Genomic DNA, 14720 nt, shown 5'->3' on the forward strand with positions numbered 1-14720 from the left:
CCTAGTCTCGGAGCATGTCTTCGGAGAGCGCTTACGGGCAGGGGCACGCGGAAAGCGTTGTACGGTCTCAACTCTGGCGTTCCGTCGACAATTCGGCGGCCTACCTGGCACCCGAACTGCTTCCCGGACGCAGTGTGCTCGACGTCGGCTGCGGCCCCGGGACGATCACGGTGGACCTCGCCCGCCGAGTGGCCCCGGGCGAGGTCGTCGGCATCGACGTCTCGGAAACCGTGCTGGAGCAAGCGCGGGCGCACGCGCGGAGCGAAGGCGTGTCCAACGTCCGGTTCGAGCGCGCCGACATCACGGCGGCTCCAGCGGTCGGCCGGTTCGACGTCGTGCACGCGCACCAGGTGTTGCTGCACCTGACCGAACCGGTGGAAGCGCTGCGGCACATGCTGGCGCTGGCCAAGCCCGGCGGTGTGGTCGCCGCCCGCGACACCGACTACGCCGCGGCGTTCTGGTGGCCGGCGGATCCGCGGCTGGACCGCTGGCAGGAGGTGTACCGCGCGGTCGCGCACGGCAACGGCGCCGAGCCGGACGCCGGACGGCGCTTGCTGGCCTGGGCGCACGCCGCGGGCGCGCGCGACGTCACGCCGAGCGCCTCCATCTGGAGCCATTCCACGCCGGAGGAACGCGCGTGGTGGGGCGGCATGTGGGCGGACCGGATCCTGGACTCCAAGATCGCCGAGCAGGCCGTGGCGGGCGGGCACGCGTCCGCCGAAGGCCTCCGCGAGATTTCCGAGGGATGGCGCGCGTGGGCGGCCGACCCGGACGGCTGGTTCGCGATCCCACACGGCGAGATCCTGTGCCGGGTCGCCGAATCCGGTTGAAACGCGACGGATTACGGCAGCCGGGAGTCCTTGCGCGCTTTCGCCGCGCGCAGTTCCTCGGCGGTCAGTTGGTCTGCGGAGACCCGGACGATGGAGCGGAAACGGCGGCACGCCGGGCATCGCTGCAGCCGCCGATCGCCGAGCCGGATCGGCTTGAGGGTTGGCGTGCGTGGGCGGGCTGACCCGGACGGCTGGTTCGCGATCCCGCACGGCGAGATCCTGTGCCGGGTCGCCGAAACCGGCACGGCAGGCTCAGTATGCGCTACTCGGCCACCGTCAGAAACTCCGCCGGAACCGCCGGAGCGAGCCACACTCCGTTGTCGCTCACCTGGAACACATGCCCGCGCGCGGCCATTTCCCCGGCCGCGACCGTCAGCACCACCGGTTTCCCGTGTCGCGAACCGACTTTCCACGCCGTTTCGCGGGTCGCGGACAAATGCACCGCGTGCCGTTTCATCGGGCGCAATCCCTCCGCCCGGATCGAGGGCAGGAACCGCGTCGCCGTGCCGTGGTAGAGGATTTCCGGCGGCACCGCGTCCGACAGTTCCAGATCCACGCGCACGCTGTGCCCCTGGCTGGCGCGGATCAGCGTGCCCGTCCCGTCGAAGGCGAACCGCTGTTTGGCGCAGTTCGCGACGACCTCGTCCAGTTCCGCGCGGCTCACCGGAAACCGGTTGCGGGCCAGTGCCGCGAGGAGTTCGTCGACCGGGACCCAGCCGCCGGGCGCGAGCGTGAGGCCGAGCCCGCCGGGGTCGTGGCGCAGGTGCCGGGACAGTCTTTTGGATACTCGGGTTCGAGATTTCTCGTTCATTGCTGCCCGTAGTAACCCACACCGAAGCCCTGCCGCGCAACGGAATTCAGATCCCGCCCTCCAGCACCGGGCGGAGCTTGCTGGCCCCGGGCCCGAACCGGGCGAGTTCGTCGTCCGCGTTGTACAGGCCGCAGCTGCGCAGCGACAGGCATCCGCAGCCGACGCATCCGGTCAGCCGGTCCCGCAGCCGCTGCAGCGCGTCGATCCGGGCGTCGAGTTCGGTCTGCCATTCGCGCGACAGCCGGGCCCAGTCCGCCTTCGTCGGCGCGTGGTCGGCGGGCAGCGTCTCCAGCGCCGCGCTGATGTCTTCCAGCGACAGCCCGACCCGTTGCGCGGCGCGGATGAACGCGATCCGCCGCAGCACCGAACGCGCGTAGCGGCGCTGGTTGCCCGCCGAGCGCTCGGAGGTGATCAGGCCGCGCTCCTCGTAGAACCGCAGCGCCGTGTGCGGGACTCCGCTGCGTTCCGCGACCTGGCCGATGCTCAGCTTGTCCGCCAACCTCGTCATTGCTTCAGGTTAGCGCTTGACCTTCAGTTTGGTCGAGGTTGCATCGTCGGACCATGACCACGACGACCTCCGAGCCGGGCTACGCGGACCTGCCCCGGCTGATCTCGCTGATGACCGGCGACGACAAACACCACGCGGCCGCGGAGTCCACAGTGGACGTCCTGTGGGTGCTGTTCGACCGCGTCCTGGACCTCGGCCCGGACACCGCCCGGCGGCCCGGCCGCGACCGGTTCCTGCTGTCCAAGGGCCACGGGCCGATGGCGTACTACGCCGTGCTCGTCGCGAAGGGGTGGCTGGACGAGGACGAACTCGCCGGCTGGAGTTCGGCGCGTTCGCGGCTCGGCCATCATCCCGACCGCATGCGCGCGCCGGGCGTCGAAATCTCCAGCGGTTCGCTCGGGCACGGCCTGCCGATCGCCGTCGGCACCGCGCTCGGCCTGCGCGCCCGCCGGTTCAGCTCGCGCATCGTCACGCTGATCGGCGACGCCGAACTCGACGAGGGCTCCAACCACGAGGCGATCGTCGTCGCCGCGCGGCTCGGGCTCGACAAACTGACCACCGTGGTCATCGACAACCAGTCCTCGACGCACGGCTGGCCAGGCGGCATCGCGCGCCGGTTCGAAACCGAAGGCTGGGCTGTGCGGACGGTCTCCGGCCGCGATCACGAAGCGCTGTACGACGCGTTCACCACCCCTCATCCCGGACGGCCGCTCGCGGTCGTCGCCGTCGTCGAACCGAAAGGCGCGCACTGATGCCGAACATGCGGGACACCTTCCTGGCCACCGCCGAAGAAATCGTCAACTCCGACCCGGACGTGGCGATCGTCCTCGCCGACATCTCGACCGCGGCGCTGGCCGAGGCCGCGCGCCGGCATCCGGACCGGGTGCTCAACGTCGGGATCCGCGAGCAGCTGCTCGTGAGCACCGGCGCCGGGCTCGCCCTCGCCGGGCTGCGGCCGATCGTGCACACCTTCAACGCGTTCCTCGTGGAGCGCGCCTTCGAGCAGATCAAACTGGACCTCAGCCACCAGGAACTCGGCGCGGTGCTGGTGTCCTACGGCGCGTCCTACGACATGCCGATGGAAGGCCGCACGCACCAGGCACCCGGCGACGTCGCGCTGATCGACTCCCTGCCCGGCTGGTACGTGCACATTCCCGGCCATCCCGAGGAGGCGCGGCGGCTGCTGCTCGATTCGGTGCCTGGCGACAGCCGGACGTACCTGCGGCTGTCCGCCCAGGAGAACTCCGAACCGCACCTCGGCGTCGGGCTTCAGACGATCCACCGGGGCGCGCGCGGCGTGGTGATCGCGGTGGGGCCGATGCTGGACCGGGTGCTGGAGGCGACCGAGGACATGGACGTGACGGTCCTCTACACCTCGACGGTGCGCCCGTTCGATGTCGAAGGACTGCGCGCCGCGGTGACAGACGTGGCGGAGGTGGCGCTGGTAGAGCCGTATCTCAAGGGGACTTCCGCGCATTGCGTCGCCGACGCGCTCGCGGACCGGCCGCACCGGCTGCTGAACCTCGGCACGCGCCGGGACACCGAAGTGCGGATTTACGGCACGCTCGCCGACCACGATCTCGTGCACGGGCTCGACGCGGGTTCGATCGCGTTGTCCCTCAAGGAATTCTTCACCGGATGAGCCGGGACCTCGGCAGCGGGCAACCGCCCGGGGTCACCAGCCGCCGTCGGCACGGCGCGCGGGAGGCGCCGTCTGCGCGGTCGACCGGCGCGCGCGATCGACCTCCGCGCGAGTCTTCTGCAGCGGGATGGTGAGCTCCCTGAACTGCGGGAACGGCACGCTGTCGATGTCTTCCCGCCATGCTTGGAACATCCGGCAGAGCAGATCGGACTCGGACATTTCGTCCTCTTTCCGGGTCCGGGGGCGCCGGCCGCGCCCGCACATAGCTTCGTGGGTACCCGTTCGGGGCGAGAACGAAACGGGCTCGGAACGAAATTCCCCGGGAGGCTAGGCTCGGGTTGTGTCTCGTGTGGTGATCCTCGATTACGGCTCCGGAAACCTCCGCTCCGCCGAGCGCGCCGTCGCGCGCGCGGGCGCCGAGGTGGAGGTCACCGCGGACCCGCATGCCGCGCTGGAGGCCGACGGCCTGGTGGTGCCCGGCGTCGGCGCGTTCTCGGCGTGCATGAGCGGGCTGCTGGGCGTGCACGGGCACCGGATCATCGGCAAACGGCTGGCCGGCGGACGTCCGGTGCTGGGCATCTGCGTCGGCATGCAGATCCTGTTCTCGCGCGGCGTCGAGCACGGCGAGGAGACCGAGGGCACCGGCGAATGGCCGGGCACGGTCGAGCGCCTGCACGCCGACGTGCTCCCGCACATGGGCTGGAACACCGTCCGCGCGCCCGCCGATTCGCAGCTGTTCGCCGGGATCGACCCCGCCGAGCGGTTCTACTTCGTGCACTCCTACGCGGCGCGCACGTGGGACCTGGACTCCGGCCTCGCGGGCCAGCAGCCCAAGGTGACCTGGGCGAACCACGGCGAGGACTTCGTCGCGGCGGTGGAGAACGGGCCGCTGTGGGCGACCCAGTTCCACCCGGAGAAGTCCGGGGACGCGGGCGCGCAGCTGTTGCGCAACTGGCTGGGCACGCTGGCGTAGCCGGGAGCGGGAACGCGGTGGCGACCGGCAGATGTGCTGCTGCTCACTCTGCCCGCGCTGCTGAGCCGCCGCTCCGAGTGCGCGCACATCCCCCGGAAGGCGCGCCCGGCCCCGCCGCTTAGTCTGTGCGCGTGACTTTCACGCTCCTTCCCGCAGTTGATGTTGCCGACGGCCAGGCGGTCCGACTCGTCCAGGGCGAGGCGGGCACCGAGACCTCCTACGGCAGTCCGCTCGAGGCCGCCCTGCAGTGGCAGCGCGACGGGGCCGAGTGGATCCATCTCGTGGACCTCGACGCGGCGTTCGGCAAGGGCAGCAACCGCGAATTGCTCGCCGACGTCGTCAAGCGGCTCGACGTGCAGGTGGAGCTGTCCGGTGGCATCCGCGACGACGCGTCGCTCGAGGCGGCGCTCGCCACCGGCGCGCGGCGGGTCAACCTCGGCACCGCGGCGCTCGAGGACCCGGACTGGACGGCGAAGGTCGTCTCCGAATACGGCGACCGCGTCGCGATCGGGCTCGACGTGCGGATCACCGAGGCCGGGCACCGGCTGTCCGCGCGCGGCTGGACGTCCGACGGCGGCGACCTGTGGGAGGTTCTGGAGCGGCTCGACCGCGACGGGGCCAGCCGGTACGTCGTCACCGACGTGAGCAAGGACGGCACGCTGCGCGGCCCGAACCTGGACCTGCTGCGCGAGGTCACCGCGCGCACCGACGCCCCGGTGATCGCCTCCGGCGGAGTGTCCAGTGTGGACGATCTGCGCGCGCTGGCCGCGCTGGCGTCGGACGGCGTCGAGGGTTCGATCGTCGGGAAGGCGCTGTACGCGGGCGCTTTCACCCTGCCGGAAGCCCTCGCCGCGGTCCGCTGACGGCGGCGCGCAGCGGACGACAAGCCGGAACCGCGGCCCGGTCGAGCGCGAGCTGCCCGGCCGGGCGCATCCTGTCTTCCTGCCGGAGCCGCTCGGCCCGGGCCAGATTTCGCGGCGACCACGGGCTTTTCGGCCGGCGCGGCGTGTACCGCTGGGTGTAGGTGGAATCGTCGCAACGGCGGGTCAGGCCGTCGATCCAGCCGTAGCAGAGCGCTTCCTGCAGTGCCTGCTCGTAGGTGAGACCGGGCGTGCCCTTTTTCGCCAGCACCACCCAGATCTCAGTGGCGGAATCGTGGTGCTCGGCCAGCCAGTTCCGCCACGCCGCGGCGTCGGGGAAGTGCGTCATGCCTGCACCAGCGCTTCCCGGACCGACACGTAGTGCGGGTTGTACATCAGGCCGAGAACGTTGCCCCACGGGTCGATCACCGACGCGGTGATGAATCCGGTGCCGCGGTCGCGCGGGGCGTCGTGGACCTTCGCGCCCATCGCGACGACACGTTCGAGCGTCGCGGGGACGTCCTCGACGTGCCAGAACACGACCGCGCCCGCGGGCTGCCCGACGGTGGCCAGATCGGCGGTCCGGGACAGTTCGCTGGTGGCGTAGGAGCTGTGCACGATGCCGAATTCGTGCTGGTAGTCGCCGATTCGCCACTCCAGGTACGCGGGCGTGTCCATATACGGCGCGACGCCGAGAAGGTCGGTGTACCAGCGCTTCGCCGCGTCGAAGTCGGGGGAGTAGAAGGTGACGGTGCTGAGTCCTCGAAGCATCTCTGATTCCTTGTCTGCTCGGTTTGTGGAACTAGCTTCTCGGCCAAAGTGCTCATCTTCTGAGCACTTTGGGGAGAGAATCGAAAACATGCGCGCTGACCGTCTTGTCGCTGCCGTCCTCCTGCTCCAGGCCCGCGGCCGGGTGACCGCCGCCGAACTGGCCGAGGACCTGGAGATCTCCGTGGCCACGGCCCGCCGCGACCTGGAGGCGTTGTCGGCGGCCGGGATCCCGGTCTATCCGCAGCCCGGACGCGGCGGCGGATGGTCGCTCGTCGGCGGGGCCCGCACCGACCTCAGCGGGCTGACCGCGGCCGAGTCCCAGGCGTTGTTCTTGATGCTGGGACCGGCGGCGTCCGGCGGTCCGGAACTGTCGTCTGCACTGCGCAAGCTCGTCCGCGCGCTGCCCGCCACGTTCCGGGCCGACGCCGAAGCCGCCGCGCGCGCCGTCGTGTCCGATCCGGCGGGATGGGGCGAGCACGATCGTGAGCCGCCCGCGCTCGTCCAGTCCCTGCAGCAGGCGGTCGTGCGGCGGCGCAAGGTGCGGTTCGACTACAGCGGCAAAAGCCGGTTGGTCGATCCGTACGGCCTCGCCGACAAGGACGGCGTCTGGTATCTGATCGCCGGAACCCCTGCGGGACAACGGACTTTCCGCGTCGACCGGATGTCGAAGGCGGAGACCACCGACCTGCCCTCGGAACGGCCGGACGACTTCGATCTCCGCGAACAGTGGGCGCGGGTGGTCGAAGAGATGGAGCAGCGGCGTTCGCTCGTGTCCGCGACGGTGCTGACCGACGCGCGGTACCTGTCCGTGCTGCGCTCGCATTTCGGTCGGCATTGCGAGGTGCTCGGGGAGCAGGACGGCCGGGTTCGGGTGAAGGTGGCTGCGCACTGGGTGCGCTCCCTCGCGGAACAGTTGGCCGGATGGGGAAACCTGGTCGAGGTGGTGGAACCGGAACCGGTCCGCGCCGAACTCGCTCGCATCGGGCGCGAACTGACGGACCGCTATGGGGGCTGAACGATTACCCGCGAGGTAATCGACTCCATGCATGGCAGCGGCGAGGATTGCTTGGCAGGCAACGAAATCCATTCGAGGAGTCGGACATGACCGCTTACGCCATCGCCCACCTCCGCCAGCCCGGAACCGTGGACGCCGAGGTCTACGAGTACATGGAGCTGATCCAGGCGACGCTCGACCCTTTCCAGGGCCGCTTCCTGGTCCATGGCGGACAGACCCGCGTGCTGGAAGGCAGCTGGCCGGGTGCGACCGTCGTGATCGAATTCCCCGACTTCACCGCAGCCGAGGAGTGGTACGCCTCGGCGGATTACCCCAAGATCCTGCCCCTGCGCACCAACCACCTGGTGGGCGACGTGATCCTGGCCGACGGCTGCGGTCCGGACCACGATTCGGCCGCGATGGGCGCCCGGCTTCGCGAGGCGGCCCGGTGAATTACTCGGCGATCTTGACCGCGATCCCGATCGTCCGCTCGGGTCCGCCGCGGAGGCGGCTGAAGAACATGGTCACGCGTCCGACGATGCCGTAATCCCGCGCGATGACTCCGCGGATGCGCTCGGTGTCGGCGGCATCGAGCAGTCGGGCGGTGCCGCGCACTTGAGCGCCGTGCACGCGGCGGCCGCGGACGTCGCAGGCTTGCAGCCGGACCTCGCCGTTGTTGCGGATTCGTTTGACTTTGCCCGCGGTGCGTTCGGAGAACAGCACGAGTTCGCCGCCGTCGCGGGAGGCCCACACCGGGGTCGGGACCGCGCGGCCGTCGCGGCGGAAAGTGGTCAGCACGACGTACTTCTCGGCGCCGAGACGCTCCAGTTCGGACATAGCCCTACGGTAGACGGCGTCACCGCGCCTGGCAGCGATCCGCGGGCGGCGGCGAGCCGGGAGGCGCCGTCGGCACGGCGACCGAGGTGCCGTGGGCAGCCACCTTCTCCATCACCACGTGGGTCGCCGCGACATATCCCCAGGTGAACAGCACGACCAGGCCCGCGCACACCCCGAGCGTCGCCTTTCGCACCCCGATTCGCCCGAGCAGCGCGGAAATCCCGGCACCGGCGAGAAGGAACAGCACGAGAGAACTGACCTGCCACAGCGTCACGCCCAGGCCCGACCACGGCAGGAGAGCGCGCAACCGGCAGGTCAGCTGCTCGCCCGCGGTCAGCTGGGCGAGGTAGTTGGCCCCGACGCACCAGGCCACCAGAACGGCGATGATCGCGGCGCCGATTCCGACGGCGTACGCAGCCCGCGAAAGCGTGCTCCGAGACTCCCCCAGTTCGGACATGGCTTCACGGTAGCGGTCAGCGGGCGCCCAGCCACGCGTATTCCGGCGCCGGATCGAGCACGATCCCGTCCGCCACCGCGACGAGCTGCTCGCGCGGCAACCGGCCGGAGACGGTCAGCCAGCGTCCGGCCGGCAAGCGCACGGCGACCTGCGCGTCGGCCGGTCCGGCGGCGGGCAGGTAAGCCCCGGGGAGGCCGCGCACCGGCACCGGCCCGGAGCCGCCGAGGGCCGGGGTAGCGCCGCCGACCGTCACGCGCACCTTGCCGGCCGGGCCGCTCGCGTCGAGGACGGTCGTCGCGGTGTCGGCGTTGCTGCCGCGCACCGTCGTGGCCTCCTCGCGGAGACCGGCGGGCAGCGGCCCGAACCGTGCCTCGCCGCGGATCCGGACTGGTTCGACGGTCACCGAATCGGCCACCTGCTCGGCCACCGCGCGGGCGTCCGGGACGCCTTCGACCTTGGCGGTCAGCACGTAGTGGTCGTCCGGCATCCAGGTCAGCGTGGCGATCGTGTCGTTCGGCCCGGTCACCATGGCGACCCGGCCGTGCACGACGACCTGGTCCCGAAGCGCCGAGATGCGCAGCGCGGTCTGCGCCCATTCGGGATCGGCCGTGGAATGCGCGGCGAGCTCCACCCGGCTCGCGCCGGACTGCCATTGCCGCACCTGCGCGGCGTTCCCGGGGCCGCCGGAGCGGTACTGCTCGGTGAAGCCGTCCGGAAGCCAACCCGGCGTGTACGCGAGCACCGGCCGCCCGGCGGCGGGCGTGAGCTGCGCGGGCGCTTCGGTGACCGTGCTGACCACCAGTGGCACCCCGGCGGCGACCGCGATCACCGCGGCGGCAGCGGCGACGAGCGCGAGGCGAGGACGGCGTCGGCGCTGGCGGGCCCGGGCGAGCGCGTTGAGCACCTCGTGGCCGTCCGGCGCCCGCTCGGCGAGCCGTTCGAGGCTGTCGCGCACCAGCGTCTCGGTCTCGTTCGAGGGGGTCATTCTCCTGCTCCGGTGGTGAGGGCGGTCGGCAACGAGGGCAGGCCGGCGCGCAGCGTCGCCAGCGCGCGCGAGATCTGGCTGCGCACGGTCGAGACGCCGCAGCGGAGGAAATCGGCGATCTCGGCGTCGGTGTAGTTCTCGTAGTAGCGCAGGACGACCGCGGCGCGCTGTTTCCGCGGCAGCGTGGCCAGCAGAGCGAGCATTTCGTCGCGTTCGTCGTAGGCGGTGCTGGGATCGGCGGTCGGCGGCCCGAGCGCGTCGAGCACCGTGTGGTTCGACGGCACCACGCGGCGGGCGGCGCGGCGGCGCCACGACAGGTATTCGTTGGTGATCATCCGGCGGACGTAGGTGGGCGGCGAATCGATCTTCGCCCAGCGTTGCTGCGCGCGCAGGAGCACGTCCTGCACGATGTCCTGCGCCAGGTGCGGGTCGTCGGCGAGGACGGTCGCGTAGCGCAGCAGCCCGTCGAGGCGTTCCGCCACGAAATCGTCGAAACCGGTCGTCACGATCCTCAGACGCGCGAGCACCCCGTTTTGATGCTTCGGATCCGAAAAGGAGTGACGAAGCCGTCGCGCGGGCTTGACCGGGCGGCCGACTAGGCTGGACGGCATGGCTGTGGCGGTTCGGGTGATTCCCTGTCTCGACGTCGACGCGGGCCGGGTCGTGAAGGGCGTCAACTTCGCCGACCTGCGCGACGCGGGCGACCCGGTGGAGCTGGCGCGCAGGTACGACGCGGAGGGCGCCGACGAGCTGACCTTCCTCGACGTCACCGCGTCCTCCGGCGACCGCGAAACCACCTTCGACGTGGTCCGCCGCACCGCCGAGCAGGTCTTCATCCCGCTGACCGTCGGCGGCGGCGTGCGCTCGACCGACGACGTCAACCGGCTCCTGCGCACCGGCGCGGACAAAGTGAGCATCAACACGGCCGCGATCGCCCGTCCGGAGCTGCTGCGCGAGGCGTCGCGCCGGTTCGGGGCCCAGTGCGTCGTGCTGTCCGTCGACGCGCGGCGAGTGCCCGAAGGCAGCGAACCGACCGCGTCCGGTTTCGAGGTCACCACGCACGGCGGCCGGCGTGGCACCGGCATCGACGCGGTGGAATGGGCGGCGCGCGGCGAGGAACTCGGCGTGGGCGAGATCCTGCTCAACTCGATGGACGCGGACGGCACCAAAACCGGCTTCGACCTGGAGCTGATCGGCCTGGTCCGCAAGGCGGTGCGCGTCCCGGTGATCGCCAGCGGCGGCGCGGGCGCGCCCGAACACTTCCTGCCCGCCGTGGAAGCCGGCGCCGACGCGGTGCTGGCGGCGAGCGTATTCCACTTCGGACAGTTGACGATCGGCGACGTGAAGGGCGCGCTGCGCACCGGCGGGGTGGTCGTGCGATGAGCCTTTCGCCGGAGATTTCCGCCCGGGTGAAATGGAACGCGGACGGCCTGATCGCGGCTGTCGTCGTGGACCACGCGACGTCCGACGTGCTGATGATGGCGTGGATGAACGACGAGGCGCTGGAGTCCACGCTCACCACGCGCCGCGGCACGTACTGGTCGCGCAGCCGTCAGGAGCTGTGGGTGAAGGGGGAGACCTCGGGGCACGTCCAGCACGTGCGAGAGGTCCGCATCGACTGCGACGGCGACACGGTGCTGCTGCGGGTGGACCAGACCGGTCCGGCTTGCCACACCGGCACGCACACGTGTTTCGACACCGACGAACGGCTGCTGCTCGCGGACGAGAGCGAGCGATGACCGTCGTCGCGAACGTCCTCGTCGGGCTGGTCGCCCTGATCCACCTGTACATCGTGGTGCTGGAGATGGCTTTGTGGACCACGCCGCGGGCGCGCGCGGCCTTCGGCACCACCGAGGAATTCGCCCGCGAGAGCAAGACGCTCGCCGCGAATCAGGGGCTGTACAACGGGTTTCTCGCCGCCGCGCTGATCTGGGGGCTCATCGCCGCAGACCCGGCGGGCTTCCAGTTGAAGCTGTACGGGTTGGCGTGCGTGATCGTGGCCGGTTTGTACGGCGCGGTGACGTCGTCCAAGCGGATCCTGCTGGTTCAGGTGCTGCCGGGCGGGCTGGCGCTGCTTATCTTGCTGCTGTCGCACTGAGCGCGCTAGTCGATGTCCCCGGTGAGATAACGCTGCAGCGTCGGCGCCACCGCCGCGATCAGCGTGTCCACCTCCGCCTCCACCATCGGCGGGAACCGCGCCACGTACCGGACCAGTCCCATCCCCACCAGCTGCGACGCGCACAACGCCACCCGCAGCTCGTGCCGGTCGCCGCCGAGGTCGCTCAGCAGGCTGGTGAAAAACTGCAGGAAGAACTCGCGCAGCACGGTGCTCGCCGCCTCGTGGCCGGCGATGCTGCGGATCAGCGCCTGGAACGTGTCGCCGCCCGCGCCGTCCCAGCGGGTCAGAAAAGTGCGCGCGATCCGGACGCCCAGTTCGTCCACCGGACCGTCGCGCAGGACGGTGACCAGTTCCGCCGGTTCGAAGGGCAGTTTCAGCACCGCTTGCGCGAACAGGCCTTCTTTGCCGCCGAACCAGTGGTTGACCATGGCCGCGTCGACCCCGGCGCGCGCGGCGATCGAGCGGACCGTCGCGCGTTCGTAGCCGTTCTCGGCGAACACCGCGCGGGCCGCTTCGAGCAGCACCGCCCGGGTGTCCTGACCAGCGGGGCGGCGGCCGCGGCGGCGCGCGGTAGTGTCTTCCGTGCTCACCGGACCATCTTGACCGGTCGCCACGCCGAATTCAACAGTCATTGAATTGAGAGCCCGCCGACCGGCGGACGCGGCCGTAGCGGCACAATGAAGCGCATGGTCAGCTCAGCAGCCTCGTCCACGGCCGGGCCCGGCCCGGTCACCCCGTCCCGCGCCGAGTTCCGCGCGCTGGCCGAGAGCCGCCGCGTGATCCCCGTGGTGCGCCGGGTGCTCGCCGACGGCGAGACCCCGCTCGGGATCTACCGGAAGCTCGCCGCCGACCGGCCCGGCACGTTCCTCTTCGAATCGGCCGAGAACGGGAAATCGTGGTCGCGCTGGTCGTTCGTCGGCGTGCGCAGCCCGGCCGCGCTGACCGTCCGCGACGGCAAGGCGGTCTGGACCGGCACCCCGCCGGACAACCTGCCCACCGAAGGCGACCCGCTGCAGGTGCTGCGCGCGACCGTCGAGGCGCTGCACACCGAACCGCTGCCCGGCCTGCCCCCGCTGACCGGCGGGATGGTCGGCTACCTCGGCTACGATTCCGTGCGCTGGCTGGAAAAGCTGCCCGAGCTGGCCGAACGGGACCTCGACATCCCCGAGCTGACCATGCTGCTCGCCACCGATCTCGCCGCGTTCGACCACCACGAGGGCACCGTCACGCTGATCGCCAACGCGGTCAACTGGGACGATTCCGCCGAGCGCGTGGACGCCGCGTACGACGACGCGCTGGCCCGGCTGTCCGCGATGACCGAGCAATTGCGCGTGCCCGCCCCGCCGACCGTCGTGACGTTCGACCGGCCCGCGCCGGAATTCCGCCGCCACCGCAGCAAGGAAGACTTCCACGCGGCCGTCGACAAGGCGGTCGAGGCGATCAAGGCCGGCGAAGCGTTCCAGATCGTGCCGTCGCAACGATTCGAGATCGAGACCGGGGCCGACGCGCTCGACGTGTACCGCGTCCTGCGCACCTCCAACCCGAGCCCGTACATGTACCTGCTGCGGCTGGAGGGCTTCGACATCGTCGGCTCCAGCCCGGAATCGCTGGTGACCGTCCGCGACGGCCGCGCCACCACGCATCCCATCGCGGGCACCCGCTGGCGGGGCGCGGATCCGGAGGAGGACGCGCAGCTGGCCAAGGACCTGCTCGCGGACGAGAAGGAACGCGCCGAGCACCTGATGCTCGTCGACCTCGGCCGCAACGACCTCGGCAAGGTCTGCAAACCGGGCTCCGTGCACGTGGTCGACTTCTTCCAGATCGAGCGCTACAGCCACGTGATGCATATCGTGTCCACGGTGACCGGCGAGCTGAAGGACGACGCCACGGCGTTCGACGCGGTCGCGGCCTGTTTCCCGGCGGGCACCCTTTCCGGCGCGCCGAAGGTCCGGGCGATGCAGCTGATCGAGGAGCTGGAACCGGTGCGCCGCGCGCTGTACGGCGGCGTGGTCGGCTACCTGGACTTCGCCGGCGACGCGGACACGGCGATCGCCATCCGCACCGCGCTGATGCGCGACGGGACCGCCTACGTCCAAGCGGGCGGCGGCGTGGTCGCGGACTCGGTGCCGGACTACGAGGACACCGAATCGCTCAACAAGGCCCGGACCGTGCTGTCCGCGATCGCCGCGGCGGGCACGATGATCCCGGCGGGGGAGCTGGACCCAGCTGAGGACGCGGCCGGTGTCTGAGCGGTCCGAGGAGGCGGAACCACCGGGCGGCGCCGCGGCGGAAGCCCGGCCCGCGGGCGGCGGGAAGGCGAAGCGTCCACTGTGGACGATCATTCTCGCCCTGCTGCTCGGCGCATTGGCGCTGTGGGGAGCGTCGCGGATGGTGTGGTTCGCCGAATTCCGCGACGAGGGCGTGCGCGGCACGGTCCTGTACACCGAACCCGGCGAGCAGCGCGCCACCGCGCTCGTGCCGCTCGCGCTCCTCGCGCTCGCGGGCGTCGCCGGGGCGATCGCGACCGGCGGCTGGCTGCGCCGCGTGCTCGGGATCGTGCTGGTGCTCGCCGGTGCCGCGGGCGTCTGGAGCGGCGTGGACGGGATCCGCTTCGGCGGGTTCGCGCCCGGGCTGCCCGGCACGGAAATCGTGCTCGGCCACCTGATCGCCGTCCTCGGCGGAATTCTCGTCGCGCTCGGCGGGTTGGCAGCGGTCAAGCGGGCGGGAGCCGCGCGCAAGCTCGGGGCCCGTTACGCCGCTCCGGGAGCCAAGGCCGCGCGGAAGGATCCGGACACCGAGCTGTGGGAGGCGCTGTCGGAGGGGGACGACCCGACCGATCCGCCGGATCCGCGTCGCTGAGCGCCGTCGCTGAGCAACCCGGGACCGGCCGGTCATCGAGCGGGGGTTAGCATCGTTTCGGCGGGAAGGGGAAG

Annotated in this window: 22 protein-coding genes; 12 read left to right on the top strand and 10 right to left on the bottom strand. The window is 71.0% G+C overall.

The window, feature by feature from the left end; translation table 11 throughout:
• Nucleotides 1–14 precede the first annotated feature (14 nt).
• Nucleotides 15–830 carry a class I SAM-dependent methyltransferase gene (locus SSMG_RS09040; protein ID WP_009074933.1) on the top strand — a complete coding sequence of 272 codons (816 nt, stop codon included), beginning with the start codon at nt 15–17 and terminating at the stop codon, nt 828–830.
• Between the two features lie 262 nt (nt 831–1092).
• On the opposite strand, the gene SSMG_RS09050 is transcribed toward SSMG_RS09040, so the two are convergent.
• Nucleotides 1093–1641, bottom strand: a complete 549-nt coding sequence (locus SSMG_RS09050; RefSeq protein ID WP_009074934.1) for an RNA 2'-phosphotransferase — start codon at nt 1639–1641, stop codon at nt 1093–1095.
• Nucleotides 1642–1687: 46 nt separating this feature from the next.
• Nucleotides 1688–2149: a redox-sensitive transcriptional activator SoxR gene (gene soxR, locus SSMG_RS09055; RefSeq protein WP_037713059.1), complete on the bottom strand. Its 462-nt coding sequence runs from the start codon at nt 2147–2149 to the stop codon at nt 1688–1690.
• Nucleotides 2150–2202: 53 nt separating this feature from the next.
• Here soxR and SSMG_RS09060 point away from each other — a divergent pair, with 53 nt between their 5' ends.
• Both SSMG_RS09060 and SSMG_RS09065 read left to right on the top strand, forming a co-directional pair.
• Nucleotides 2203–2901, top strand: coding sequence for a thiamine pyrophosphate-dependent enzyme (locus SSMG_RS09060; protein WP_009074938.1), 699 nt, complete (start codon nt 2203–2205; stop codon nt 2899–2901).
• A complete protein-coding gene (locus SSMG_RS09065) occupies nt 2901–3791 on the top strand; it encodes a transketolase family protein (protein ID WP_009074940.1) in 891 nt (296 codons plus the stop codon). The genes SSMG_RS09060 and SSMG_RS09065 overlap by 1 nt, the downstream gene beginning before the upstream one ends.
• Nucleotides 3792–3824: 33 nt before the next feature.
• Here SSMG_RS09065 and SSMG_RS09070 read toward each other — a convergent pair whose 3' ends face one another.
• A complete protein-coding gene (locus SSMG_RS09070) occupies nt 3825–4010 on the bottom strand; it encodes a hypothetical protein (protein ID WP_009074942.1) in 186 nt (61 codons plus the stop codon).
• A 121-nt stretch (nt 4011–4131) separates the two neighbouring features.
• Between SSMG_RS09070 and hisH the strand changes: the two genes are divergently transcribed.
• Entirely contained in the window at nt 4132–4764 is a 633-nt protein-coding gene (hisH, locus tag SSMG_RS09075; protein WP_009074944.1) for an imidazole glycerol phosphate synthase subunit HisH, read from the top strand.
• 131 nt (nt 4765–4895) lie between these two features.
• Complete coding sequence (priA, locus tag SSMG_RS09080) at nt 4896–5627, top strand: bifunctional 1-(5-phosphoribosyl)-5-((5-phosphoribosylamino)methylideneamino)imidazole-4-carboxamide isomerase/phosphoribosylanthranilate isomerase PriA (RefSeq protein ID WP_009074946.1); 732 nt, start codon at nt 4896–4898, stop codon at nt 5625–5627.
• On the opposite strand, the gene SSMG_RS09085 is transcribed toward priA, so the two are convergent.
• On the bottom strand, nt 5593–5973 hold the full coding sequence (locus SSMG_RS09085) for a YdeI family protein (protein WP_009074948.1): 381 nt from the start codon (nt 5971–5973) through the stop codon (nt 5593–5595). The genes priA and SSMG_RS09085 overlap by 35 nt on opposite strands.
• A complete protein-coding gene (locus tag SSMG_RS09090; RefSeq protein ID WP_009074950.1) occupies nt 5970–6395 on the bottom strand; it encodes a VOC family protein in 426 nt (141 codons plus the stop codon). Before SSMG_RS09090 ends, SSMG_RS09085 begins: the two co-directional genes overlap by 4 nt.
• 88 nt (nt 6396–6483) lie before the next feature.
• On the opposite strand from SSMG_RS09090, the gene SSMG_RS09095 reads away from it, so the two are divergent.
• Complete coding sequence (locus SSMG_RS09095) at nt 6484–7410, top strand: YafY family protein (RefSeq protein ID WP_009074952.1); 927 nt, start codon at nt 6484–6486, stop codon at nt 7408–7410.
• A gap of 86 nt (nt 7411–7496) precedes the next feature.
• Nucleotides 7497–7841 (top strand): DUF1330 domain-containing protein, encoded by a 345-nt coding sequence (locus SSMG_RS09100; protein ID WP_009074954.1) that lies wholly within the window; start codon nt 7497–7499, stop codon nt 7839–7841.
• A 1-nt stretch (nt 7842) separates the two neighbouring features.
• Here SSMG_RS09100 and SSMG_RS09105 read toward each other — a convergent pair whose 3' ends face one another.
• From SSMG_RS09105 to SSMG_RS09120, 4 genes are read right to left on the bottom strand one after another with little or no spacing between them, the layout of a single operon-like run.
• Nucleotides 7843–8226 carry a PPOX class F420-dependent oxidoreductase gene (locus SSMG_RS09105; RefSeq protein ID WP_009074955.1) on the bottom strand — a complete coding sequence of 128 codons (384 nt, stop codon included), beginning with the start codon at nt 8224–8226 and terminating at the stop codon, nt 7843–7845.
• A 19-nt stretch (nt 8227–8245) separates the two neighbouring features.
• Nucleotides 8246–8683 (bottom strand): hypothetical protein, encoded by a 438-nt coding sequence (locus SSMG_RS09110; RefSeq protein ID WP_009074957.1) that lies wholly within the window; start codon nt 8681–8683, stop codon nt 8246–8248.
• Between the two features lie 16 nt (nt 8684–8699).
• Nucleotides 8700–9668, bottom strand: coding sequence for a hypothetical protein (locus SSMG_RS09115; RefSeq protein ID WP_009074959.1), 969 nt, complete (start codon nt 9666–9668; stop codon nt 8700–8702).
• The gene (locus tag SSMG_RS09120) at nt 9665–10174 is read right to left on the bottom strand and encodes a SigE family RNA polymerase sigma factor (protein ID WP_086024878.1); all 510 of its coding nucleotides are present in this window, start codon (nt 10172–10174) and stop codon (nt 9665–9667) included. Before SSMG_RS09120 ends, SSMG_RS09115 begins: the two co-directional genes overlap by 4 nt.
• A gap of 103 nt (nt 10175–10277) precedes the next feature.
• On the opposite strand from SSMG_RS09120, the gene hisF reads away from it, so the two are divergent.
• From hisF to SSMG_RS09135, 3 genes are read left to right on the top strand one after another with little or no spacing between them, the layout of a single operon-like run.
• A complete protein-coding gene (hisF, locus tag SSMG_RS09125; protein WP_009074963.1) occupies nt 10278–11051 on the top strand; it encodes an imidazole glycerol phosphate synthase subunit HisF in 774 nt (257 codons plus the stop codon).
• A complete protein-coding gene (gene hisI, locus SSMG_RS09130; RefSeq protein WP_009074964.1) occupies nt 11048–11407 on the top strand; it encodes a phosphoribosyl-AMP cyclohydrolase in 360 nt (119 codons plus the stop codon). Before hisF ends, hisI begins: the two co-directional genes overlap by 4 nt.
• Nucleotides 11404–11766 (top strand): DUF1304 domain-containing protein, encoded by a 363-nt coding sequence (locus tag SSMG_RS09135; RefSeq protein WP_009074966.1) that lies wholly within the window; start codon nt 11404–11406, stop codon nt 11764–11766. The genes hisI and SSMG_RS09135 overlap by 4 nt, the downstream gene beginning before the upstream one ends.
• Before the next feature lie 5 nt (nt 11767–11771).
• Here the strand turns inward: SSMG_RS09135 and SSMG_RS09140 are convergent, their stop codons facing one another.
• On the bottom strand, nt 11772–12377 hold the full coding sequence (locus tag SSMG_RS09140; RefSeq protein ID WP_037713064.1) for a TetR/AcrR family transcriptional regulator: 606 nt from the start codon (nt 12375–12377) through the stop codon (nt 11772–11774).
• Nucleotides 12378–12473: 96 nt separating this feature from the next.
• Between SSMG_RS09140 and SSMG_RS09145 the strand changes: the two genes are divergently transcribed.
• Both SSMG_RS09145 and SSMG_RS09150 read left to right on the top strand, forming a co-directional pair.
• Nucleotides 12474–14036, top strand: a complete 1563-nt coding sequence (locus SSMG_RS09145; RefSeq protein WP_037713065.1) for an anthranilate synthase component I — start codon at nt 12474–12476, stop codon at nt 14034–14036.
• A complete protein-coding gene (locus tag SSMG_RS09150) occupies nt 14029–14646 on the top strand; it encodes a Trp biosynthesis-associated membrane protein (protein ID WP_009074971.1) in 618 nt (205 codons plus the stop codon). Before SSMG_RS09145 ends, SSMG_RS09150 begins: the two co-directional genes overlap by 8 nt.
• Nucleotides 14647–14720 lie beyond the last annotated feature (74 nt).

This window comes from Streptomyces sp. AA4 (assembly GCF_000158875.1).
Classification (GTDB): domain Bacteria; phylum Actinomycetota; class Actinomycetes; order Mycobacteriales; family Pseudonocardiaceae; genus Amycolatopsis.